This is a genomic window from Flavobacterium restrictum (assembly GCF_007097245.1).
GTDB lineage: Bacteria > Bacteroidota > Bacteroidia > Flavobacteriales > Flavobacteriaceae > Flavobacterium > Flavobacterium restrictum.
Genome location: NZ_VJZT01000002.1, coordinates 55,195 through 78,991, shown reverse-complemented (window position 1 = coordinate 78,991; position 23,797 = coordinate 55,195). Strand labels below are relative to the sequence as shown.

20 protein-coding genes are annotated in these 23,797 nt (G+C 36.3%); 8 read left to right on the top strand and 12 right to left on the bottom strand.

The features are described from left to right. Window positions 1–37: 37 nt before the first annotated feature. The 5 genes from FNW21_RS02480 to FNW21_RS02460 all read right to left on the bottom strand — a co-directional run bounded on the left by FNW21_RS02480 (window position 38) and on the right by FNW21_RS02460 (window position 5,195). Complete coding sequence (locus tag FNW21_RS02480) at window positions 38–1,114, bottom strand: SlyX family protein (RefSeq protein ID WP_144255164.1); 1,077 nt, start codon at window positions 1,112–1,114, stop codon at window positions 38–40. An 88-nt stretch (window positions 1,115–1,202) separates the two neighbouring features. Then, on the bottom strand, window positions 1,203–2,477 hold the full coding sequence (locus tag FNW21_RS02475; RefSeq protein ID WP_144255163.1) for an O-antigen translocase: 1,275 nt from the start codon (window positions 2,475–2,477) through the stop codon (window positions 1,203–1,205). A 1-nt stretch (window position 2,478) separates the two neighbouring features. Further along, window positions 2,479–3,585, bottom strand: a complete 1,107-nt coding sequence (locus FNW21_RS02470) for a DegT/DnrJ/EryC1/StrS family aminotransferase (protein WP_144255162.1) — start codon at window positions 3,583–3,585, stop codon at window positions 2,479–2,481. Continuing rightward, a complete protein-coding gene (locus FNW21_RS02465) occupies window positions 3,582–4,559 on the bottom strand; it encodes a GNAT family N-acetyltransferase (RefSeq protein ID WP_144255161.1) in 978 nt (325 codons plus the stop codon). Before FNW21_RS02465 ends, FNW21_RS02470 begins: the two co-directional genes overlap by 4 nt. Before the next feature lie 30 nt (window positions 4,560–4,589). Then, entirely contained in the window at window positions 4,590–5,195 is a 606-nt protein-coding gene (locus tag FNW21_RS02460) for a trimeric intracellular cation channel family protein (RefSeq protein WP_144255414.1), read from the bottom strand. A 272-nt stretch (window positions 5,196–5,467) separates the two neighbouring features. Here FNW21_RS02460 and FNW21_RS02455 point away from each other — a divergent pair, with 272 nt between their 5' ends. The 7 genes from FNW21_RS02455 to FNW21_RS02425 all read left to right on the top strand — a co-directional run bounded on the left by FNW21_RS02455 (window position 5,468) and on the right by FNW21_RS02425 (window position 13,433). Next, a complete protein-coding gene (locus FNW21_RS02455) occupies window positions 5,468–6,253 on the top strand; it encodes a TrmH family RNA methyltransferase (RefSeq protein WP_144255160.1) in 786 nt (261 codons plus the stop codon). Between the two features lie 45 nt (window positions 6,254–6,298). Next, on the top strand, window positions 6,299–7,855 hold the full coding sequence (locus FNW21_RS02450) for a serine hydrolase (protein WP_144255159.1): 1,557 nt from the start codon (window positions 6,299–6,301) through the stop codon (window positions 7,853–7,855). Window positions 7,856–7,917: 62 nt separating this feature from the next. Then, window positions 7,918–10,140, top strand: a complete 2,223-nt coding sequence (locus tag FNW21_RS02445) for a RelA/SpoT family protein (protein ID WP_144255158.1) — start codon at window positions 7,918–7,920, stop codon at window positions 10,138–10,140. Between the two features lie 81 nt (window positions 10,141–10,221). Next, on the top strand, window positions 10,222–10,716 hold the full coding sequence (locus tag FNW21_RS02440) for a Fur family transcriptional regulator (protein ID WP_144255157.1): 495 nt from the start codon (window positions 10,222–10,224) through the stop codon (window positions 10,714–10,716). 18 nt (window positions 10,717–10,734) lie between these two features. After that, window positions 10,735–12,006: an adenylosuccinate synthase gene (locus FNW21_RS02435; RefSeq protein WP_144255156.1), complete on the top strand. Its 1,272-nt coding sequence runs from the start codon at window positions 10,735–10,737 to the stop codon at window positions 12,004–12,006. Window positions 12,007–12,065: 59 nt separating this feature from the next. Further along, complete coding sequence (gene nudK / locus FNW21_RS02430) at window positions 12,066–12,647, top strand: GDP-mannose pyrophosphatase NudK (protein WP_144255155.1); 582 nt, start codon at window positions 12,066–12,068, stop codon at window positions 12,645–12,647. Between the two features lie 183 nt (window positions 12,648–12,830). Then, window positions 12,831–13,433: a GNAT family N-acetyltransferase gene (locus tag FNW21_RS02425; protein WP_144255154.1), complete on the top strand. Its 603-nt coding sequence runs from the start codon at window positions 12,831–12,833 to the stop codon at window positions 13,431–13,433. Between the two features lie 46 nt (window positions 13,434–13,479). Here FNW21_RS02425 and FNW21_RS02420 read toward each other — a convergent pair whose 3' ends face one another. The 7 genes from FNW21_RS02420 to FNW21_RS02390 all read right to left on the bottom strand — a co-directional run bounded on the left by FNW21_RS02420 (window position 13,480) and on the right by FNW21_RS02390 (window position 23,391). Continuing rightward, the gene (locus FNW21_RS02420; protein ID WP_144255153.1) at window positions 13,480–14,802 is read right to left on the bottom strand and encodes a M16 family metallopeptidase; all 1,323 of its coding nucleotides are present in this window, start codon (window positions 14,800–14,802) and stop codon (window positions 13,480–13,482) included. Between the two features lie 24 nt (window positions 14,803–14,826). Continuing rightward, window positions 14,827–16,191: a M16 family metallopeptidase gene (locus FNW21_RS02415; protein WP_144255152.1), complete on the bottom strand. Its 1,365-nt coding sequence runs from the start codon at window positions 16,189–16,191 to the stop codon at window positions 14,827–14,829. A gap of 197 nt (window positions 16,192–16,388) precedes the next feature. Continuing rightward, a complete protein-coding gene (locus FNW21_RS02410) occupies window positions 16,389–19,232 on the bottom strand; it encodes a M16 family metallopeptidase (protein ID WP_144255151.1) in 2,844 nt (947 codons plus the stop codon). 97 nt (window positions 19,233–19,329) lie between these two features. After that, complete coding sequence (locus tag FNW21_RS02405) at window positions 19,330–20,448, bottom strand: GTP cyclohydrolase (RefSeq protein WP_144255150.1); 1,119 nt, start codon at window positions 20,446–20,448, stop codon at window positions 19,330–19,332. 94 nt (window positions 20,449–20,542) lie between these two features. Further along, on the bottom strand, window positions 20,543–21,010 hold the full coding sequence (locus FNW21_RS02400; protein WP_144255149.1) for a hypothetical protein: 468 nt from the start codon (window positions 21,008–21,010) through the stop codon (window positions 20,543–20,545). 12 nt (window positions 21,011–21,022) lie between these two features. After that, on the bottom strand, window positions 21,023–22,279 hold the full coding sequence (locus FNW21_RS02395; RefSeq protein ID WP_144255148.1) for a C10 family peptidase: 1,257 nt from the start codon (window positions 22,277–22,279) through the stop codon (window positions 21,023–21,025). A gap of 146 nt (window positions 22,280–22,425) precedes the next feature. Continuing rightward, window positions 22,426–23,391 (bottom strand): transporter, encoded by a 966-nt coding sequence (locus FNW21_RS02390; protein ID WP_144255147.1) that lies wholly within the window; start codon window positions 23,389–23,391, stop codon window positions 22,426–22,428. 124 nt (window positions 23,392–23,515) lie between these two features. Between FNW21_RS02390 and FNW21_RS02385 the strand changes: the two genes are divergently transcribed. Then, on the top strand, window positions 23,516–23,797 hold the full coding sequence (locus FNW21_RS02385) for a DUF4834 family protein (RefSeq protein ID WP_144255146.1): 282 nt from the start codon (window positions 23,516–23,518) through the stop codon (window positions 23,795–23,797).

Genomic DNA, 23,797 nt, shown 5'->3' with positions numbered 1-23,797 from the left:
TAGTGTCAAGTTTTTTTATTTCAAATAAGTACTGTTTTTATTGTTTATTTTCTAAAAGCAATTTTACTTGGGCTTTTAAAACTTCAATATCCTTATTTTGTTGGATTAAATACAAGGTTAGTTCCTCTATTTTTTCTTGTTGGATTTTTGCCATTTCTCCTAGTTCTAAACCTTTTTCGGTGATTTCTTTTTCAGAAGGAACGTTTTGTAAGTGACCGTTTGTTGCGATGTAACTTTCTACTTCTTTTAGAGAGGGCAATTTGTAGCCTTTATTAAAAACATAATCAGCCCAAGTGGTATATACTTTAATCTCTTCGGCTCTTATTTTACCTTTTACCGAAAGTCTATAGGTGTCCGTACCATCAACAAAATTCGCAGTTCCGATGCCGATGTTGGTATCTACAAAAACATCCCCCTCAAACTTGGAAGAACCAGCTTTAACCCAAAATTTATGAACAATAGGCCAAGCTTGTGAACCACCAATGACGAAATGAGAATCTGCTTTTGGCATTTCTAAATAACTAAAATCTCCACCATTACTTGAAACTCTGAAATAAGTTTGTTGTGTGGCATTATTTAATTCTAGATCACTATAGTCACCAACCATAGCACTGATTTTAAATCTATTCATATTAGCTCTGTCTTCAATTTTAAAAACAAATTGTGATTTAGGATTTAAATTTGATGAAGGTATATCAAAGAAAGTTAGTAATCTAGTTCCGTTTTGAGTATCCCTAATAGAGCCGATATTTAGTATAGTTGATTTAAGGTAAGAATCCACAGCACTTGTGAAAATTTGTCCGTCAGACAAGCCTCCTTTTACATCTAAAACACCTAAAGGTAATGTAGTACCAATACCAATATTTCCCTCAACAATTAAACCATTTGCAGGTGATACAAATGATCCAGAATAATTTGTTCCTATGGAAACTCCACCTTCAACATCCAATTTAGATTTAGGAGTGTTAGTCCCAATTCCCACATTGGCATTGGTAGTTGGTGAATTAGGTAAAACATTTGCTGCACCACCAGTATTAGTGCTGATTTGTGAAAAGGCAATAACTGGACTTAAAAAAAGTACTACTGTGATTACAAATCGGGTAATTTTTTTCATTTTGTGATCTTTTAAATGTTAATAAGTGTAAAAATAAGCAAAAAAAAATCACTTAATGATTTTTTTTAACAAGAAATTGTAAATGTTTTCAAAACAAACTCTTCCTAAAATACACACTTAAAACCAATAAATAAATTAAATAAGTGAAGGCATACGCCATTACAACTCCTTGAATACCGTATATTTTAATTAAAAAAATACTTGAAAAATAGGTTATGGAAAGCGAAAATAATTCGGTTACTATAAAAGCTAATGTTAACTTTTTGGCAAAAAAATTATACCCCAAAATCCAAGAAGCCATTTTGAATAAATCCCCCAATAATTGCCAAAAAAACAACGAGGTTACGGGTAAAAAATCTTTGGTAAAAAGGATTTTAACAATTAGGAAACGACTTAAATAAAGCAATAACAATCCTAAAATAATAAATGGGAAAATAGTTTTGTAATACACCCAAAAGACCTTTTTTGTGGCTTGTTTGTTTTGTGAAGTCACTAATTTTGGTAAAAAATAAAGTGTAAGAATAGAAGAAACAAATAGCAAATAATAGGAGGATATTCGTGTCATGGCTTCCCAATACCCAGCTTGTTGTATACCCACGATGGTTATTATGTTTTTTCGGACTGCCAAAAAAACAAGTGAACCTACTATTCCTGAAACAAATGCCATCAAGAAATAATGAGATAGGTTTTTTATTATTTTAAAATCAAAAAGATCAAAACGAATATGAGCTAACAGCGAAAAATCCTTATTGACATAATAAAACGAAACCAAAAATAATAGGGAAGGGGTGATTATTGTAGCCAATAATGCACCAAAAGTTTGATAGTGATATATGAACCCAACCGAAACCACTAGTCCGATACAATTTCCTATGGTGTTAATGTAAATAACATGTTTAAATTTGCCTAAACCATTCATAATAGATACTAAAACGAGTGATAAAGCATACCAAGGTAAGGCAAAAGCAAAGGCTTTGAAAACAAAACTATAATCAAGATGAGAGCCGAAAATTAGCGTATTCCAGTGTGCTGAAAAGAAAAATAAAAGACCACTTAATACAACTGATACAGTTGCTACTGTAATACAAACTGTAGCTACATACCGTTTAAATTCTAATTCTTTCTCTTTGGTTTCGGCAATGTATTTTACAACTCCGTTTTGAAAACCTAAAGTTGATATTGTTTCAAAAGTGCCTACAAAATTCCTGAAATTACCAACCAATGCCAAGCCACTTGGTCCAACAAAAACAGCAATGACTTTGGAGGTTATCAATCCAATTCCTAATTTCAAAACGATACTCAAACTGTTGAGTGAAGCAATCTTAAATAGGTTCGTTTGCGATATTTTTTTTATAAAACTCAAATTAATATTTATTTAAAACCTCAATTATAAAATTCACTTCGGCTGGGGTCAAAACGGGACTCATGGGCAAACTCAAACATTCCTGATGTATTTTTTCGGTAATGGGAAAGGATAGCTTGTTGTATGCGGCTAATGCTTTTTGCTGGTGTGGCGGTACGGGATAATGAATCAGGGTTTCGATTCCATTTTGTTTTAAATACGCTTGTAAGTGGGTTCTATTGGGTGTGCGAATAACGAACAAATGAAACACATGGGCGGCCGATAAATCCCAAAAAGGCAAAAGGATTTTGTTGTTTTTTATTTCCAAAAGGTAGCGTTTAGCAATCTTGCGGCGTTGTTCGTTTTCGGTCATTAAATGGGGTAATTTTACATTCAAAAAAGCCGCTTGTAGCTCATCAAGTCGGGAATTTACGCCTATATGATCGTTGTAATATTTTATTTGTGAGCCGTAATTACGCAAACTTTTAATGGTTTTAGCTACTTCCTCATCATCAGTAACAACGGCACCACCATCGCCGAGTGCACCTAGATTTTTGGATGGGTAGAAACTGAAGGCTTTAGAATTTTGACTCTTGGCTCTTGGCTCTTGGCTCTTGGCTTCAAAAACTGCCCCATGTGCTTGCGCTGCATCTTCAACCACAATCAAATTATTTTTTGTTGCAATTGCATTAATTTCATCCGTTTCTGCCAATTGTCCGTAGAGATGAACAACTAGTATCGCTTTGGTTTTTGGGGTGATTTTGGCAACAATCAAATCGGGGTTGAGGTTGTAGGTTTCCAACCTCGGCTCGACCATAACAGGAACCAAATCGGCTTGCAAAATGGCTAGAATACTCGCAATATAAGTATTGGCTGGAACAATAACTTCATCGCCTTTTTGTAATTTTCCTAATTGTTGGTAGGCTTTAAAAAGCAACACCAACGCATCCAACCCGTTGCCTACACCAATGCAGTATGTAGCCCCGCAAAAGGCAGCAAAATTCGTTTCGAATGTGGTAACTTCATTGCCCAGAATGTACCAGCCAGTAGCCAAAAAGGATTCCAGCTTTTGCTGAAAAGCGCTTTCGTAAGGGGCGTTTATTTTTTTTAAATCTAAAAATTGTATCATATCAAAACCGTTTCTAATGCACTGTAATTCGCAGTTTTTACCTCATAGCAATCTTGAACAAGGGTGCTTGCGCCAAAACTTTCTTTCCAATACGATAATCCTTCATTTAGTTTTTGACCTTGGTCTTCATTGGAAATTCCAAAATCAAAAAAACGTTTGTTTTTAAATTCATTTGCAATCAAATGGGCAAATAGTAAGTCTAAACCACCTAAATTTTCGTCATTTGCTGCTTTAGAAATGTATTGGCAATGTGCTGCTGTTTCAGTTTCAAAAATAGTCGTTCCTGCCACAATAATATCGTTTTGATACACATTAAATTGCCGAATATTATTGGGAAATAAATTTTTTAGTTTGGTGATTTCTGGTAAACTGTGAACCGGTTTTGTGTGGTGTTTTAAGGCTAAATTGGGCAGTAATATTTGATTCCAAAACAAGTCAAAATCAGTAACTTCTTTAACTTGTAACTTGTTTGAAATTCCTTTTTGAATCCCTCTTTTTCTTATTTTAGAAATTGCATTTGGTTGCTTTAAATCAAGCACCGAAAGCGAATCACGGCGCACCAATTGGGCTTTTGCTACAAACAGCACATACAGCAATTCTTCGGCAGGTTTTTGATGGTAAAGTGACGGAATTGTTTTTACATACAAAGTCGCTATTGCGTTTTCTTCGAGATGAATTAAAACGGCTTTTAGGATTTGGATAACGGTGGTTAACTTTATTTTTTCGGTATAAATCAGTCCGCCGTAGGTTAATCCTTGATGCGAATATACCGTGTTTTCTACTTTATTGGCGGGCAATACGGCTACCAGTTTCTCATTTTCATACACCAATAACGAATGGTCTACAAACCGATCGTTGTGGTATTCCATAAAATCCCGATGCAACAAGAAAGTAGCATTTTTGGCTTGACCAATAAAGGCATTCCACTGCTCGTAGTGGTTGATATGATACTGTTGAACCCAATATTTCTTCACGATTTAATTTTAATGTTGTACAAAAGCACGTTATGATTTAGGTTCGAAAGTGGGAAACGACCAATCGAATTTGACCGCAAGCAACCGAATAACGATAATAACAAGCGATGTGGCGAGGTACACCACATTCTCGTTGAATGCCATGGATTGCAATACAAAAAAAACTATACCGCCAAGAATACAAATGGTGGCGTAAATTTCTTTTCGGAATACAACTGGAATTTCGGCACACAAAACATCCCGAAGTATACCCCCAAAACAGGCCGTTATGGTTCCTAAAGCTACGCAAATAAAAGGATGAATTCCGTAATCAAGTCCTTTTTGTATGCCAATTAACGTAAAAACACCCAATCCTATTGTGTCCGTAAGGAGCAAAGAGATACGCAATCGCAGTAATTTTTGCTTAAAAATCAACGCCATAACATATCCTAGATTGATGGCATAAAGGTAATTCAAATCCCGCATCCATCCCACTGGCGTTCGCCCAATCATAATATCCCGTATGGTGCCGCCGCCAATCGAGGTCACAAATGCTATAATCAAAATCCCAAAAGGATCTAGTTTTTTATTCATAGCCGTCAAAGCGCCTGACATAGCAAAAGCAAAAGTCCCAATAAGATCTAAAAGAGTGACTATCATTATGAGGTAGAAGTTTAGTCAAAAATAGCTAATTATTTTACAAAAACAGTATTCCAGAATGCTTTCCATTATAAAGTCAGGAATAATTAGTGCCAAAAACGGTAGTTTTCTACGAATAAGGAAATTAAATTCAAAAAAAAGTCTGTTGAAATTAGTGTCATCGTCAAATCTATGGCTGCTTTTTTTTAAAACGAATGCCAAGCCGTTTCATGATACACAACTAAAAATCTCTATGTATATTTGCAACTTAAACTTTTTAAACCTACGTTTTGAAACAAATTACTTCCATTCAAAATCCTTTTATAAAATCCTTGGTTCTTTTGCAAGAAAAAGCCAAATCCCGAAAACAATCGGGTACTTTTTTGATTGAAGGAAAACGGGAAATTTCGTTGGCACTAAAAGGCGGCTACGAAATAACAACACTTTTATTCGTCCCCGAAATTTGCTCTGAATCCGAAACTCGGGAACTAACCACCACGGCCGAATGTATCGAAATAAATGCTGCCGTGTATCAAAAACTGGCTTATCGCGATACTACCGAAGGTATTTTGGCTATAGCCAAAACCAAGTCTCTGACCCTGAAGGATTTAAAACTTTCAGACACCCCATTAATTCTAGTTGCCGAAGCTCCAGAAAAGCCTGGAAACATTGGTGCTTTGCTCCGTACTGCCGATGCAGCCCATCTTGACGCCGTGATTATTGCCAACCCAAAAAGCGATTGCTACAATCCTAATGTAGTGCGTTCCAGTGTGGGTTGCCTCTTTACCAACCAAATTGCAACGGGAACAACCACCGAAATTATTGCTTATTTAAAAGAACGAAATATCAATTTTTATTGTGCTACTTTGCAAAATGCAAATTCGTACCACACCCAAGATTATACCACACCTACAGCGCTGGTAGTAGGAACGGAAGCTACTGGATTAACACAAGAATGGCGCGATGCTGCCACCCAAAATATTATTATTCCCATGCAAGGCGAAATCGACTCGATGAATGTGTCGGTAGCGGCAGCCATTTTGATTTTTGAAGCCAAAAGACAAAGAGGATTTTAGCCTAAACGGATCTAATTATTTGAACAACTTAAAATACAATTGAATATGAAAAAAATTACATTCACAGTACTAGTAATCGTTTTTTTGGTTTCCAATTCTTTTGCCCAATTAACGACCAATCAAATCGATGCCTTGGTAGAACGCACCTTGAAAAGTTTTAATGTTCCCGGGATTGCTGTAGCAGTTATCAAGGACGGAAAGGTAATCCATGCCAAAGGATATGGAGAAAAATCTATTTTGACCCATGAAAAAGTTGATGCCAACACCCTTTTTGGAATCGCTTCTAATAGCAAAGCTTTTACAACTGCGTCACTAGCAATGCTTGTGGAGGAAGGCAAACTAAAATGGGATGATAAAGTAATCACTTACCTTCCTAATTTCAAAATGTACAATGACTATGTTACGCAGGAATTTACCATTCGGGATTTAATAACGCACCGAAGTGGTTTGGGTCTTGGCGCAGGCGATTTGATGATTTGGCCTGATGGAAGCAATTTTACTTCCAAAGATATTATCGAAAATTTACAGTATTTGAAACCTGTTTCTGGGTTTAGAACAAAATTTGATTATGATAACCTTTTGTACATTGTAGCGGGAGAAATTATTCATAAAGTGAGTGGCCTTTCTTGGGCGGACTTTGTAGAGCAACGCATTATGATTCCCTTGGAAATGAAAAACAGCGTTGCCTCCTACAAGCGATTAAAGGACACCTCGAATGTCATTGCACCTCATGTACCCGTAAACGGTAAATTAAAGGTCATCAAGCCTTACGCCAACAACCTTTTTGATGGTGCTGCTGGCATTTATTCGAGTGTGAATGATTTAAGTAAATGGGTTATACTCCAACTTAACAAAGGTAAATATGGCCCTGAAAATAAGTCTTTATTTACGGAAGAACGACAAAATGAAATGTGGCAATTGCAAACAATAATCCCCACAACAACACGCCCACCTTACAATAGCCATTTTAACGGTTACGGATTGGGTTGGTTCCTGAATGATGTAAAAGGCTATAAACAAGTATCGCATACTGGCGGGCTAGAAGGGAATGTAACCCAAGTAACCTTAATTCCAGAATTAAATTTAGGCATTATTGTACTTACCAATCAGCAAGTAGGGGCGGCTTTTAGTGCTATTACCAATACCATAAAAGACGCTTATCTAGGCATTACTTCGGAGGATTATGTGGCTCTTTACAGCAGCAGAATTAACAACAACGAAGCTGCCGATGACAAAACAACGCAAGCAATTTGGGCAGCAGTAACCAAAAATACAACCGATAAAGTAAAAACAAATTGGTCTAATTATACAGGTACGTACCAAGATAATTGGTTTGGAACTATTGTTTTAACCGAAAAAAAAGGGAAACTATATTTTCAATCCAAACGCTCTCCGCAATTGGCTGGCGAAGTTTTTTTCTATGCTGAAAATAATCTTGTCGTAAAATGGAACAATGCTTTTTTTAATGCCGATGCGCATTTGTTTATAACAACTGACGCTGCTGGAAAGGCTATTGGAATCAAAATGAAACCCATTTCGGAATTAACAGATTTTAGTTATGATTTTCAAGATTTGGATTTCAAAAAAGTTTTAGCAAACTAAACCCTATTGCTACTTGCATATCTACGAACTTATTGCTATTTTTAGGAATTGAACCTGCAATTATGTTAGAAATAGATATTGAAAAAGAAAATAAAGCCATTGCGCACGAATACAAAGAATTGCTGCGCATAAGTTACCAAACGTTAACGCCTACAGATAAAAAACTCATTCGAACTGCTTTTGATGTGGCTGTTGACGCCCATAAAGACCAAAGGCGAAAATCAGGCGAAGCCTATATCTTTCATCCTATTGCTGTGGCCAAAATTGTGGCTTCGGAAATTGGTTTGGGTGCTACCTCCATCGCTGCTGCCTTGCTACACGATGTGGTCGAGGATACGCCCATAACGATTCATGATATTGAGCGTCTTTTTAACCCAAAAGTGGCGCAACTCGTTGAAGGGTTAACTAAAATTTCTTTGGTTCAAAAGGATTTGAATGTGTCCATGCAAGCCGAGAATTTTAGAAAAATGATACTAACGCTCAATGATGACGTTCGGGTAATTTTGATAAAACTCGCGGATCGGTTGCACAATATGCAAACCATGGATTCGATGCAAGAGGAGAAACAAACTAAAATTGCCTCCGAAACCTTGTATATTTATGCTCCTTTGGCACATCGATTGGGATTGTACAATATCAAATCAAAACTAGAAGATTTGGGTTTAAAATACACGGAACCTGCTATTTATAACGAAATTGTAAGTCGGATAAAAGAAACCAAAGAGGAGCAAGATGCTTATATAAAAGACATTTCGGATGTGCTAAAAGCGTCATTAGATGTAGAGGAACTAGATTATATTATAAAAGGCAGACCAAAATCCATCTACTCCATTCGCCGCAAAATGAAAGCGCAAAACGTAAGTTTTGATGAAGTCTATGATAAATTTGCCTTGCGTATTGTATACAAATCACCTCCAAACGAAGAAAAATTTCAAGCCTGGAAAATATATTCTATCGTAACGGATCATTATAGACCCAGCCCCAGCCGATTGCGGGATTGGATTTCATCGCCAAAATCTACTGGTTACGAAGCCTTGCATATTACCGTAATGGGACCAAAAGGACGCTGGGTAGAAGTACAAGTTCGTAGCGAACGCATGGATGAAATTGCCGAAAAGGGATACGCTGCCCATTATAAATATAAAAATGGTGCCAGCGAAGAAAGTGGTTTGGATGTGTGGCTCAACCTACTCAAGGAAGCACTAGAAAATTCCGAAACCAATGCCGTAGATTTTGTCGAGGATTTCAAAATGAATTTATATTCAAAAGAAATCTTTGTGTTTACACCAAAAGGGGAAATAAAATCACTCCCAAAAGGTGCTACCTCGCTTGATTTTGCCTTTAGTATTCATTCCGAAATTGGAATTCGTACTCGTGGTACTCGCGTGAACGGCAAATTGGTACCGCTAAATTATGAATTAAAAAGCGGGGATCAAATTGATGTAATTACCTCGCAACATCAAAAACCAACCGCCAACTGGCTCGATTATGTAACGACTTCAAGAGCCAAAACCAAAATAAAAAATGTCCTAAACGAAAATACCAAAAAAATTGGCGAAGAAGGAAAAGAACTTTTAACTCGGAAATTAAAACACCTTAAGATAACGCTAAATGAGTCGGTTATCAATGAATTGGTTAATTTTTTTAAATTAAAAACAAGTTTAGATTTGTTTTACCGTGTAGGAATTGGTGCTATCGAAAACCAACAACTCAAGGATTATGCTGCGCAAAAAAGCAATTCGTTTATTAATTTTTTCAAAAATAAAATCAAGCGGTCGCCAAGCCACACCGCCGATGCCGACATTCATAAACCTATAGTTAACAACAATTACGACCTACTGGTTTTTGGGAAAGAGCACGACAAACTCGATTACAAATTATCGCCTTGTTGCAATCCCATTCCAGGTGACGAAGTTTTTGGGTTCATCACCATCAACGAAGGCATCAAAGTGCATAAAAAAGATTGCCCCAATGCCATTGGTATGCAGTCCAATTACGCGTACCGAATTATGGCTGCCAAATGGATCGATTCAACCCAAGAGGAATTCAAAGCCATAATTGATATCACAGGCATGGATGTTCTAGGACTGACAAACCAACTTACAAAAGTAATTTCGAACAACATGAATGTCAATATTTTGAGTATTTCATTAAGTACTGACGCGGGTCTTTTTCATGGTCAAGTGGCGGTTGTGGTACAAAACAATACCATTTTGAAAAAAATGATCAATAACATCAAAAAAATTGATGGAATAGAGAAAGTAAGCCGAGTCTATAAAACGTAATTGTAGCCTATTCCTTTTTCAATTTAAAACTTTGAAGTATAAACTTTACTCATTAAAAATAAAAATTTATCTTTGCCAGATATGACACTCATTTCCACAGATAACAATAAAAATCAAGAAATTGTAAAAAACGTTTTTACACTTTATCTTGAGAACAAAGGACATCGAAAAACGCCTGAACGGTACGCTATTCTTCAAGAAATTTATGAAAGTGAAGAGCATTTTGATATCGAAAATTTGTATATCAAAATGAAAAATAAAAACTACCGTGTCAGTCGAGCTACGCTGTATAATACCATTGAGTTGCTGTTAGATTGTGCTTTGGTTCGCAAACACCAATTTGGTCAAAACCAAGCACATTACGAGAAATCCTACTTCGATAAGCAACACGATCATATCATCATGACGGATACTGGCGAAGTAATCGAGTTTTGCGATCCAAGAATCCAAATCATAAAAAAGACAATAGAAGAAATATTCGATATCGAAATCACGAATCATTCGTTATATCTGTATGGAAACAAAAAAAAAACGCTTAAGGACGACCTCGAAGTGGTCCCAACTATAAACAATTAACTACAAATAATAAACAGAATGACCGTAGATTTATTACTAGGATTACAATGGGGAGATGAAGGAAAAGGAAAAATTGTTGATGTACTTACCTCAAATTATGATATTATTGCCCGTTTTCAAGGAGGTCCAAATGCTGGACACACCTTGGAATTTGACGGTATAAAACACGTTTTAAGAACGATACCTTCTGGGATTTTTCATAAAACTGCCATCAATATTATTGGCAATGGTGTAGTAATAGATCCTGTAGTTTTTCAAAAAGAAATTGAAGGTCTAGCTAAATTTAATATTGACATCAAAAGCAAATTAATCATTTCTAGAAAAGCGCACCTTATTTTACCAACACACCGTTTACTTGATGCCGCCTCTGAAGCGTCCAAAGGGAAAGCCAAAATTGGTTCTACACTTAAAGGAATTGGCCCAACTTACATGGACAAAACGGGTAGAAATGGGATTCGTGTTGGCGATATTGAACTAGAAGATTTTGCAGATCGTTACAGAGCTTTGGCTGATAAACACGAGGAAATGATTAAGTTCTACGATGTTAACATTCAGTACAATCTTGAAGAAATGGAAAAAGAATTTTTCGAATCTATCGAAGAATTGAAAAAATTAGATTTCATAGATAGCGAGGAATATTTACACCAAGCTCAAAAAGCGGGTAAATCAATCTTGTGCGAAGGGGCACAAGGGTCATTATTGGATGTTGATTTTGGAACCTATCCGTTTGTAACGTCTTCTAATACCACTGCTGCTGGGGCTTGCACGGGATTAGGAATTGCTCCTAACAAAATCAAGGAAGTGTACGGAATTTTCAAAGCCTACGTAACTCGTGTAGGAAGTGGTCCTTTTCCAACAGAGCTTTTTGACGAAGATGGTGCAACAATGGCTAGAGTGGGTAACGAATTTGGATCGGTTACTGGGCGTCAAAGACGTTGTGGCTGGTTGGATTTAGTAGCCTTAAAATATGCTGTTCAAGTAAATGGAGTGACTCAATTAATGATGATGAAAGGTGACGTACTTTCTGGTTTTCAAACCTTAAAAGTATGTACCCAATACAATTATAAAGGTGAGAATATTGCCCATTTCCCCTACAATATTGAGCCAGAAAATGTAACTCCTGTTTACCAAGAATTCAAAGGATGGCATCAAGATTTAACTGGGATGACCACTTACGAAGAGTTGCCAATTGAGTTGAAAGAGTACATTCAATTCATCGAGGAAGCAATTGAAGTGCCTATCAAAATTGTTTCTGTTGGTCCTGACAGAAAACAAACGATATTGAAATAAAATTTCCAAAACGCTCTGATTTTTTCAGGGCGTTTTTTTTACTTTAAAAAATCAAAAAAATGACAACTCCCACGATAAAAATCCAAAAAACCGAATTGCTTTCGGATAACTGGTACCTTTTAAACAAAGTAACATTAGACTATCAAAAAAAAGACAACACTTGGGAAATCCAAATTCGGGAAGTTTATGACCGAGGAAACGGTACGGCAATACTGTTGTATAATTCGGAAAATAGCACTGTGGTTTTAACACGCCAATTTCGGTTGCCAACTTATCTCAACGGCAACGAATCGGGAATGATGATTGAGGCTTGTGCAGGGCTTTTGGACAAAGATAATCCCGAACAATGCATCATTCGTGAAACCGAAGAAGAGACGGGTTACCGGCTTTCAAAAGTCAAAAAAGTATTCGAAACCTATATGTCACCGGGTTCTGTGACCGAGATTTTGTACTTTTTTGTAGGTGAATATACTGCCGAAATGAAAGTTAGTGAAGGCGGTGGCGTTGTTACCGAGCACGAAAATATTGAGGTGCTAGAATATGACTTTGACCAAGCTTATGACATGATTGCTCAAGGCCAAATTAAAGATGCCAAAACGATTATGCTCTTGCAATATGCCAAAATCAATAATTTGGTTTAAAGATAAGTAAGTCGAAAGGTTAAAAGTCGTAAAGTCAAAAGAAGCTATAGTGTCAATAATAGTTAAAAATCAATCTATTACTTCATTTTGTCTAATTTTTAAAACACAACATTATACGATGATTGTTACTTACATTCCAATTCAAAAGTATTTTCTTTTTTTATAAATTGCAAAAAATAACCAATGATCACAACGCCCCAACTATCTAACCAAACCATTCTTGAAGACGATTTTGTTTTGCTGCGTCCTTTGCTAGCCAGCGATGTCGAAAATCTATTGGAAATTTCCTTCAACGAACCTGAAACTTGGCAGTATTCGTTGGTGCGTGCCAATGGTGAGCAAAATCTAATTCACTACATTCAATTGGCTTTGAAAGCCAGAGAAAACAACACCGAATTTCCTTTTATTGTTTTTGACAAAAAATCAGGAAAATACGCTGGAAGTACTCGTTTTTATGACATCAATCTTGGATTCAAGACCCTACAATTGGGTTATACTTGGTACGGAAAAGCGTTTAGAGGAACGGGACTCAACAAGCATTGCAAATTTTTATTGTTGCAATTTGCTTTTGAAACTTTGGGTGTTGAGCGAGTAGAATTTCGAGCCGATGCTAGTAATTTGAGGAGCATTGCCGCCATGAAAAGTATTGGTTGTCAAGTCGAAGGCGTCATGCGCAGTCACATGCCCACTTTAGGGAGTGCAGTTCGCAGGGACAGCATCATTTTGAGCATTCTAAAAAACGAATGGTTTGATGGTGTCAAAGAGCAATTGAAAAATAAATTATAAAAAAAAAGCCTCTAATTTAGCGATAACTAGAGGCTTTTTTGAGTTTCTATTTTTTATTAGGTTGCTTAAAATCAGTGTCTTTAACAGCTTCTTTTTTTCCTAAATAAGTCCAAATAATGCGATTAGAATAGGTGTCAAAAGTGGTGTTCAACTCTTTCAAAGTGGTTTCGGTGACGGCTTTGTTCAACGCATCTACTTGTCGCCAATTTCCCTGAATTTGAGCCAATCCCAGCGCATCGGCTTGTGATCCTGTAGTTTCTAGCGTTAAGTAATAATTAGTCAAAAAATCTTGTCGTTTGTTGATTAATTCCTCATTTTTGAAACCATATTTTTTCACGGCATTTATTTCATCTACCATGACTTGGATGCTTTCTTTTGGTTTTGTAGTCGTAATATACAAGACGCTGTACGGACTAGTAACTGCAGATTCTACATAAAAAGCAGCGGGTGCATAGCTCAAACTTCTTTTGGTGCGAAGTTCGGTAAAAAAGCGGTCGTATAGGATTGACATCGCAATTTTGGTGGCAACACCTTCTTTCGAATTGGCTTTTGGCGCACTTATTATCCCCCTGATGTAATTAGTAGCAATGTCTCGATCTTCCATAAAAGCGGTTTGTTTTGGTGCAGTTTTGACTATTTTTTGAATCGTTGGCGCAGTTCCTATTGGCATTTTGTCCAAGCTTTCTTTTATTTTTTGAGTAAGTTCTTCTTTAGATATATTCCCTACGACAACAAGGAAACATCTTTTTTTGCCAATTGTTTTTGCGTAATAATTTTGTGCGTCCAAAAGCGTCAAGGCGGTTAAACTCTTTTCGGTTCCAGTAGTGACTTTTATATAATCTTGACCTGGAAAAGCTACTTTTTTGGATAAGTTCACTAAATATTCGTCCGGGTCACCTTCCATTTGTTTGGCGTCGGAAATTAATTGCTCTTTGAGTAAATTAAATTCGGTTTCGCCCAAAGCAGGATGGATAATCGCCTCCGAGAACAACGTCCAAGATTCGTTCCAATAGGATTTGACACAGGTCATACTAATGGTACCAAAATCCAATTGTGTTTTGGCATCTAGCTGCGTTCCTAACTTTTCGGCTGCCGTTTTGTAGGCTGCTTTACTCAATGATTTTGTACCGCCTTCAATCATTAACTGGAGGGTAACGTTCTCAATTCCTTCCTTGGCAACACTATAATTTGCAGTACCTCCTCGAATAAAAAGGCGGGCACTTATGACTTCTTTTGGTGTTTGTTTCAAAATGACTTGAAGTCCGTTTACGTCAAATTCTTCGGTTTTATCGGTTTTAGTGTTTTGTGCACTTGCTTGAAAACCAATACAAAAAGTGCTTATTAGGATAACTGAAAATAGAGTTTTCATACGCTTATTTTTAGATGTAAATGATTATTTATAGGATATTCCAGCACTTTCGACAGCATTTTTCATACTGGGTGAAATCAATAAACCTGTAACATGAGGCTGATTGGTAATGTATTTTTTAACATAATTACGAATGTCTTCTCGGGTTACTTTTTTTACATTTTCATTGTAATTCACATAATAATCGATGGTGGCACTCGCCCAAAAATAAGTAACTGAATGCAAATAATCACTCGTTTTTTCTTTGCCATAAGCATCCTGAATTACCAATAAGTTTTTTGCTGTTTCTAGCTGTTCATCCGTAAAATAAGCAGGATCTTCCCATTGCGAAATGTTTTCTTGTAGTTTGTTGTAAGCCTCTTTAATGGTTTTTGGATTTGGAATCAAAAAAATAGTGATTGGCCCCACGTATTTGCAGGTTCCATAATTAAGAATGGCTTGATTTGCCAATCCGCTTTCTACTAAATCCTTTTGAAATTTGGAGGAAGCTTGCCCTAAAATAGTCGAAAACACATCGGCGGCATAGGTTGCTTGTATGTCATTGCGGGTATCTGGGCCATGATATCCAATCTCAAAGGCGGGTACTTGTGCATTCTCGTTGACCGTAATTTGATGAATGTTTTCTTTTAAGGGTTCAAATTCCGGGATAGACCATTTGGTAAATGGATCAAAATCACTCGGTTTCCAATCGCTATAAATGGCGGCCACTTTTTGGTACACATCGGTATGATTGACATCGCCAGCAACGACAATCATGGAATTGTTAGGGTAATAAAACTTGTTTTGAATGATTTTCATTTTCTCGGGCGTGCAACTCAATATGATGTCGTGGTCGCCAATGGGGTTTTTCCGACTGTAATTTTTGCCCCACATAGTTTTGTTCATGTCGTTGTTTAGAAAGAAAAATGCATTCGATTCATTCCTTTGAAACTCGCCATTTACCACGGGCAATTCATTTTTCATTTCTTGTTCTAAAAACAAAGGATATCGAATTGCCGAATTCATGAATTGCAATCCATCGTTCAATTTTTCCTTGGTCAAAGTCACATAATAATTTACCCGTTCTTGCGATGTCGTTCCGTTAAAAGCAATTCCAAGCTCTTGAACCCGTTTCAAAAATTGTTCTTGGGATGGTAAGTCTTTGTTGGCCTTGAAAAACATGTGTTCATACATGTGACTCAAACCATTGTAATCCGCATCCTCGGTATAAGAACCGTTTTTGACTACAATTTCTATGGTAGCTAGCGGAACGGTATTGTCCTCAATAACTAGAATTTCTAGCCCATTGGGTAGTTTTTGAGAATAAAAATTGGAAGGCAATTTTTGTTGTGCGCTTGCGGTACCAAACGAGAAACACACAATAGCAAAGGAAACTAGAACGTTTTTCATAGTAAAAGTGGTTGTTTATGAGATATAAAAATACTTTTTTTTAACAAATAAAACTGAATTAGTTGCAAAAATAATGTTTGTTGGTTTTTTTGACTTACAAAAAATCTGGTTATAGTACTACAGCGGTTTTATAACTCCTATTTTTTTGTTTACGATTTTTAGTATTACTGACAATTATTATCCCTTCCTAAAAGCAATTATTTTTTGGAATCCTCTTCCAAAGTGTTCAAAAGTATTGGTTTTCCAAAACCTATTTCTTCTAATTTCTGGAGTTGTGTTTGGGCATCGCCAACCACGAGGTAAATCATTTTGTTTGGATTCAAGTAGGTATTCGAAAGTGCTTTTATAGCCGCAACTGTACTGTTTTTTACGGTATTCTCTTGGCTTTTTATATAGTCGTCAGCATAGTTATAGTTGCTAATTTCGTGGAGCATTCCCAGTTTTGCGTCTAATGTTTCGAATGCTCTAGCATTGCTTTTTATCAAAAAACTTTTGGTTATTTCTAGGTCATTGGCATCAAAATTTTTGCCGTAGTTTTCTAAAATTTCTTTAATTAAACGAACGGATTCATAGGTTACATTCGAACGAACGCCACTTGAAATTAAGAAAGCACCTTTTGTAGTTGACCCATCAAAACCCGAACGAATTCCATACGTATATCCTTTGCTTTCGCGCAATTCTTGTGTCAACTGCGAGGCAAATCCACCGCCACCCAAACGGTAATTCATAATTGTTGCGGGGTAAAAATCCACGTCAGTGGCTGCCAATGCTGGATACCCAATTTGAATAACCGATTGTTTTGCTCCAGGAACATCATAAAAATAAAGTGTTGCTGTAGTGGGCGCATCGGCAATCTTTAGTTCTGGAAAAGTAACTTTTGTAGGTTTCCATTTTTTGTTTAATGCCGTTAGCGATTGGGTTACCGTTGCTTTTGAAACGGCTCCCACAACTTGAAAAGTAGCTACAGTAGGCGATAGATTTTGGGTGTAAAAGTTTTTTAAATCGTCAAGCGTAATTACTTTTAGGGAACTTTCGGTACCCATGCGGTTGTTGGCAAGGATGCAATCGCTGCCAAAAATTAATTTTTTAAATTCATTTCTTGCAATGCTATTTGGAGAGGCTTTTTGTTGTGTGATTTGGCTCAAAGTACTTTGTTTAATCAAATCAAATTCCGTGGTATCCCAACGCGGTTCCAAGAGGATTTCCTGAACGAGTTGCAAGGTTACGGTGTAATTTTTGGACAAGGTAGTGCCGCTTACAACAATCGATTCATCGGTAGCATTGGCTTCTATAGTGGCACCAAGATTTTCGATGGCGTTTTCGAGTTGTTGTGGCGTTTTATTGCGAGTACCCTTTGTAAGTAACGAAGCCAAAAGATTGGCAACACCAATTTTGTTTTTTTGTTCCAAAAGCATGCCGCCTTTGAGTTCCAACTGGAATTGTACCAGCGGCACTTCGTGATTTTCGATTCCTAGAACAGACAATCCTGATGTAAGTGTTGATTTCCAAACGGTTGGTAATTGTAAATCAGGGCTTTCGCCGTAGTTGGGTTCTTTGGTTCGGTCAAAACTGGAAGGCGTTTTAGTGTAGGTTGCCGCAATACTGGCATCAAAAGTTTCTTCCTTGCCTTCGATTATCTTTTCCTCTACAATGGGAGCCAAAACAGATTCGTTTAGGACTAAATTCGTTTGCCCTTTTGGAACAAAACTAGTGGCTACAAATGGTTTTCCTTGAATGTATTTTTGATAGACACGCATCACATCTTGTGGCGTTACGGCAAGAATGTTTTTGACATCTTGGTTAATAAAATCAGGTGTTCCCGCAAAAATTTCATATTGTGCAAGCTGAAATCCTTTTCCTAAAACGCTAGATAAATTGGTATAAAAATCAGTTTCTTGTTTGGCTTTTATTCGGTTGAGGTCTTCGGTGGAAATGCCTTCTTTTTCAAAGTTTTTCAGGGCTTCATCGATACCGTTTTGTACCGTATTCAAGTTGGTTTTGTCAAATGCAGTCACGCTCAAGATGTATTGTCCTGCTATTTCCGAGTTGTATTGTTCTAGGGTTACGGCATCGGTCAGTTTTTTATCCTCTACCAACGTTTTGTACAAAGGTGCTTTTTTGCCTTTGGTCAAATAGGTCGCCAAAACTTCGAGCGCATAACTATCTGGATGGTATTGGTACACTGTTGGCCAGACTAATGTTAGCAATGGCAAGCGCGCAAAGTTGTCCTCGTAATACAGTTTTTTGGTGGCGGTCAAAGTCACTGCTTGCTTTTGCATTACTGGAATCGCTTCGCCTCGTTTGATTTCGCTAAAATATTTCTTGACCCATTCTTTGGTTTGTTTGGTATCAAAATCGCCTGCAATAGTGAGCGTTACATTATTAGGAACATACCAGCGATTGTAAAAATCCTTTACATCTTGCAGTGTGGCATTTTGTAAATCATCGAGCGAGCCAATTACTGTCCAATTGTAAGGATGCGTTGGCGGGTATAAATTAGCATCAATTATCTCCATATTATGCCCATAAGGACGGTTGTCATAACTTTGTCTTTTTTCGTTTTTAACCACTTGTTTTTCTTTGGCAAGAACTGGCTCGGTCACGGTATTTATAAAGTAGCCTAATTTATCGGCTTCGGCCCAAATCATTTTTTCAAGTGCATCTTTTGGAACAGTTTGAAAGTAGTTCGTACGGTCTCTACTCGTGGATCCATTGGCACCTGAACCACCAATTTTGGCACTCATTTTATCAAGTCCTCCTTTGCCTAAATTTTCGGATTCCAAAAAAAGTAAATGTTCAAATAAGTGTGCAAATCCAGTTCGTCCCGCTTTTTCTCGAGCGGAACCCACATGGCAGGTTAGCGCAACGGCAACAACAGGATCGGATTTATCGGTGTGAAGAATGACGTGAAGTCCATTTTCTAGTGTGAATTCCTCAAAAGCTACTTTAAATTCTTTTGGTTTTTCGGTTTTATTTTGGGCATTCGATGCCAGAAGGCAAGTAAAGAAAAGTCCAAGCACTACATAATATCTTGATTTCATAGGATTATTTTTTTGATTTGAGGTGTTGATTTGAATCACCCAAATTTAGAAAAATAATAGCTAACGAACGTCATGGAATAGCGAAAACCAATTTATTTTAAAGGTTTTTTCTAAATGTTTTTCGGCGGCAATGAATGGTTGGATTAAAGTTTTTCCAAAGTAAATGAATGGCATGATTATCCGCTAGTTCGGGAGTTCGAATACAGTTTTGAATTCCTTTTTCAGTAAAAGTGGTGTGGTATTCTTTGAAAATAATGGCGTGAACTCCTTTGTTTTGATAGTCAGGATGTACGCCTATGAGGTAAAAAGTAACATCCTTACTGTTTTTTCTAGCATTAATTAAATGCAGAAAACCAAAAGGGAATAATTTGCCATTTGCTTTTTGTAAAGCTTTGGAAAAACTGGGCATTACAATGGCAAAAGCAACAAGATTTCCGGCTGCGTCTTCTACAAATTTTATGTATTCCGGATTGATAAAGCTGATGTATTTTTTCTTAAAATAGTCTTTCTGAATGTCGGTAATGGCCACAAACGATGATAAACTGGCGTAAGAAGCATTGAATAAATCGAACATTTTGTCCACATAGGGCAAGACATTGGCTGTTTTCTTGAAGTTCAAAGCCTTGAGTTGGTAGCGTCTTTTGATAAGTTCTTGGGCTTTGTCAAAAAATTCTAGTTTTACATTTACAAACGGGAATTTGTTTTCGAGATATTCTTTTTCCATAACAAATCCCAATTGCTCAAAATGAGTTGCATAATACGGAAAGTTGTACCACGTAATCATGGTGCCAATTTCCTTAAAACCCTCCGTTAATACACCAACTTTATCTAAATTTGAAAATCCCATGGGGCCTTCAACGTAATCGAGATTGTTTTTTTTGCCCAGTTCGTATACTTTTTCAAGGAGTTTTTGGGTTACTTCCAGATCATCAATGACATCAAACCAACCAAAACGTACTTTCTTTTTTTGTTGTCCATTTACTTCATCCCAGTTGATGATGGCGGCAATTCGACCTACAATTTGGTTGTTTTTTTGAGCGGTATAAAAATACGCTTCGGCATTTTCGAAAGCGGGATTTTTGGTTTTGTCAAATGTTTCTAACTCATCAGCAATAATAGGAGGCACCCAATAGGCATTATTTTTATATAAGGAAAAAGGAAATTTGATGAATTGTGTTAACTCGTTTTTGGTTTTGGCTTCGTGTATGGTAATCATTTGTGATTTTTTATCTAGGCTACGAATATAACTAACTTTTGCGCATAAAAAAAGTCCAAATTAATGGACTTTAAGTTAGTATACTTTTGATTGTCTATTTTACAATAGTTATTTCTCCTTGGCTTATTTCCTTCCAAACCCCATTTTTCAAAAGCCAACTGTCGCTCAATACAACTGAACCGCCTGACCTTGTATATTGGGCTTTTATTGTATCTGTATCGGTAGCATTCCAATGAATGTAAGTTACTGGATACTCTTCGGATGCTGCACTATTTAAATAAATCATTACAGTATGAATTCCTGATTGATTAATGAAACGAACATTGTTAGGATTGTCAGATATATAGGCATTGCTAACATCTTTAATAATTTTACCATTTATGAGATAATCTGCATAAATAGTGTTTTCAGGATATTTTTCATTTCCTAAAATATCTACTCCTTGACTGTTTTTGAGCGATACTTTAATAACAGTGTCAACATTTGTACCATTAATAGATTTTTCGTTGTTACTACATGAATTCAAAAGTAGCGCCATAAAGATAAATATTACATTTTTCATAATAGTGAAGTGTTAGAGATTGATATTATATATGATGCTTCTGTTATTGTTAAAGGTATAGATGTATGGATTGAAATTATCGAACGCATAATAACCGTTGTTACTACTATACCATCCCCAATTCATATGTAGATAAAGTGTCGTTACAGCTATTCCCGTACAATTTCCAGCAGTATCTTTTTCATAATATGTTGAGCTGTTATATCCGTCGCATACCCATGCGTGACCACCATTACTGCCGGATCCACATAGAATTACAGGTTTGTTTACATTTATGTTATTGGTAATAATATTATAGTCGTAATTGGTTGTGAAAGAAGCATTCGTATATCCAAAAGTATTCTTAAGTGCTGGTGCAATAGCATTAGCATATGCCCCAGATTCAATACAACCATAATTCATATTTACAGCCAAACCTGCATCTCTCATCAATGATTGTATATCTGTGGATGCAAAACTGCCACTACCGTCATTCGGCATATTCGCCCAATTGTATGTATTTGGTTTGTGAAAATATCGCATTATTTGTGCCATTGCAGTAGCTACACATCCAGTAACTGCTTTTCCAGCATTTTGATATGTTGGATTACAATTTACTGTAACTAAATTGTTATATCCATTGGATTGTCCCCAAATAGTTGTTGTTAAAGGTCCTTTAATAACACTCGTGTCAGGACAATCTTTAGGGGAAGGTAGAGGTTCTCTTGCGGAGATACTTGTTCCTTTCACTTGTAATAAGGAATTATTTTCAGTTACTTTTTCCCACTCCAGCTTTCTGTCTTTGTTTTGTGTAAGATTATTGTCTATTACATACTGGATTTGCTCTTTTTCCGCAATTATCCAGTCTTTGATTGGGGAAATAATTTCAGAAGGGATAGATGAAAAACTTCCTGAATCAGAATAAGCCAAAATAGGTGTAACTCTATTATCGGCAGCGATAACTGCAAAACCACCTTCGTTGTAGTTGATAACATAAAAAGCAGTTTTATTTTTATTTGTTTGATGTTCGACTATCTCCTTTATTGTTTTGTTGCTATTTACAACACGACTATTTATAGAACCAGAATTTTTGAAAATTTTCTGGGCGATTTCAATGATGGTTGTTTTTGGAACTTCATTTAAGTTATTTTGTAATTCAATGTTGACAGGTGTGTCTTTACTGCAAGATGCTAAAAAAACTATTGCTAAAAAGAACAAATAGATGTTTTTGAAACACAACCTAATCACTTTTGAAATTTCAAATTTTGTTTTGTTTTGTTTTGTTTTCATAAATTAAATAATAAAATTAGTTGTTTTAGATTTTAACATAAATCATTCAAATTTAATGAATTATTGTTATTGAATAAGCTTTTTTTAGTTATTTTAAAAATATTTTTCTTATATAATTTAAGTTTTGGCTTCGTGTATACTAATCATTATTGTTTGTCTGGAATGGGTTCTATTGCGTCTTTGCGTTTTTTGCTTTTCTCTTTTTTCTTGGATGATTTATCCTTTTTTCCTCCATCTATAGGCATTCGGACTTCTTTGTATTTGGCATCATACCGCCACGAAAACCCAAAACCCCCATATAAAATAGAAGGCGTATTCTTGACACTAGTACTTATGGAGGCGTCTATTTGCATGTCCTTGTTGAGCAAGTAAGCAGCACCACCACGTACAATGGCATCACTATAAAAGTCACTTTTGAAACCTTGATTTTCTATAAATCCCGACCATTTGTCATTAAAACCGCGTGTCATAGTAAGGACATAACCGTAACTAGGATAATCTGTCGAAATATAATCGGCAATGATATTGGTTACAAATACCCATTTGCCATCGCCAAAATGATTTTGTGTTATCAACATAATCTTTGGCGAAATACTCGATTCTATAGTGGCAGCATACGGATTATTTGCTCCCGTAAAATTTGCGCCTACAAATACCGAAACCGCCGGAATCATTTGGTGCCAATCAAAGGCGTGATTGGCTTTCCAACTATAAATATTAGGTTTTTTTTCGTAGTTTTTAAAAGGGTCATACAACAAATATTTAGCTCCCAAAACGGTTTGTTTCAGTGCCGATTTATTGGTACTACTCAACAAAGTGGTGTATTTTTCGTTTTGATATTGTAAATCGGCAATTAGTTCCAGTTTTTCTTTGAATAATCCCCAGCGTAAGGTAAAATCCAATCCAAATCCGTTAGCGTCATAATTCAATAATTCGTGGTGTTGCTTGATGCCATAAATACCGGTTTCGACTTGAATTACTGATTTTCCTACCGCAAATGCGGACATGGTTTCTCCAGGTCTGTTCGAGTTTATTTGATCCGTATGTTGACCATAATGCGCCATTGGAAGCAATAGAACGGCAAAAATAGTGGCAATCTTGATTTTGAACATAGTATTGTTTTTTGGATTCAAATGTGATAACGCATTTCAAATGTACTATATTTTATTATTTATTTAAGAATGTTAATTTAATTTTGAACGTTTGATTTATTAATTTTGAAAAAAATATTCGATTATGCAAACGTCAGGTTTTAATACTATCATAGAAACAATTTTATTTATTTATATTTTTTATTACGTTTTTAAATTTTTGGCCAAGTTGTTTTTGCCTTTGCTCGTAAAAAAAGTAGTCGAGAAAGCAGGGCAAAATTTTCAGCAGCAACAACAAAATGCTCAAAATACCACTTGGGGCAAAACCAAAAATAATGATGAAGTCATTATAGATACCGCCAATGCCAAAAAATCTCGCGAGACCAAAAAAGTGGGAGACTATGTGGATTACGAAGAAATAGATTAA

What these genes read in the sequence shown, in the direction of transcription:
- FNW21_RS02480 (WP_144255164.1), bottom strand. Translation starts at nt 1,114, where the DNA reads ATGAAAAAAATTACCCGATTTGTAATCACAGTAGTACTTTTTTTAAGT.
- FNW21_RS02470 (WP_144255162.1), bottom strand. Translation starts at nt 3,585, where the DNA reads ATGATACAATTTTTAGATTTAAAAAAAATAAACGCCCCTTACGAAAGC.
- FNW21_RS02450 (WP_144255159.1), top strand. Translation starts at nt 6,299, where the DNA reads ATGAAAAAAATTACATTCACAGTACTAGTAATCGTTTTTTTGGTTTCC.
- FNW21_RS02445 (WP_144255158.1), top strand. Translation starts at nt 7,918, where the DNA reads ATGTTAGAAATAGATATTGAAAAAGAAAATAAAGCCATTGCGCACGAA.
- FNW21_RS02440 (WP_144255157.1), top strand. Translation starts at nt 10,222, where the DNA reads ATGACACTCATTTCCACAGATAACAATAAAAATCAAGAAATTGTAAAA.
- FNW21_RS02435 (WP_144255156.1), top strand. Translation starts at nt 10,735, where the DNA reads ATGACCGTAGATTTATTACTAGGATTACAATGGGGAGATGAAGGAAAA.
- nudK (WP_144255155.1), top strand. Translation starts at nt 12,066, where the DNA reads ATGACAACTCCCACGATAAAAATCCAAAAAACCGAATTGCTTTCGGAT.
- FNW21_RS02425 (WP_144255154.1), top strand. Translation starts at nt 12,831, where the DNA reads ATGATCACAACGCCCCAACTATCTAACCAAACCATTCTTGAAGACGAT.
- FNW21_RS02420 (WP_144255153.1), bottom strand. Translation starts at nt 14,802, where the DNA reads ATGAAAACTCTATTTTCAGTTATCCTAATAAGCACTTTTTGTATTGGT.
- FNW21_RS02415 (WP_144255152.1), bottom strand. Translation starts at nt 16,191, where the DNA reads ATGAAAAACGTTCTAGTTTCCTTTGCTATTGTGTGTTTCTCGTTTGGT.
- FNW21_RS02410 (WP_144255151.1), bottom strand. Translation starts at nt 19,232, where the DNA reads ATGAAATCAAGATATTATGTAGTGCTTGGACTTTTCTTTACTTGCCTT.
- FNW21_RS02405 (WP_144255150.1), bottom strand. Translation starts at nt 20,448, where the DNA reads ATGATTACCATACACGAAGCCAAAACCAAAAACGAGTTAACACAATTC.
- FNW21_RS02400 (WP_144255149.1), bottom strand. Translation starts at nt 21,010, where the DNA reads ATGAAAAATGTAATATTTATCTTTATGGCGCTACTTTTGAATTCATGT.
- FNW21_RS02395 (WP_144255148.1), bottom strand. Translation starts at nt 22,279, where the DNA reads ATGAAAACAAAACAAAACAAAACAAAATTTGAAATTTCAAAAGTGATT.
- FNW21_RS02390 (WP_144255147.1), bottom strand. Translation starts at nt 23,391, where the DNA reads ATGTTCAAAATCAAGATTGCCACTATTTTTGCCGTTCTATTGCTTCCA.
- FNW21_RS02385 (WP_144255146.1), top strand. Translation starts at nt 23,516, where the DNA reads ATGCAAACGTCAGGTTTTAATACTATCATAGAAACAATTTTATTTATT.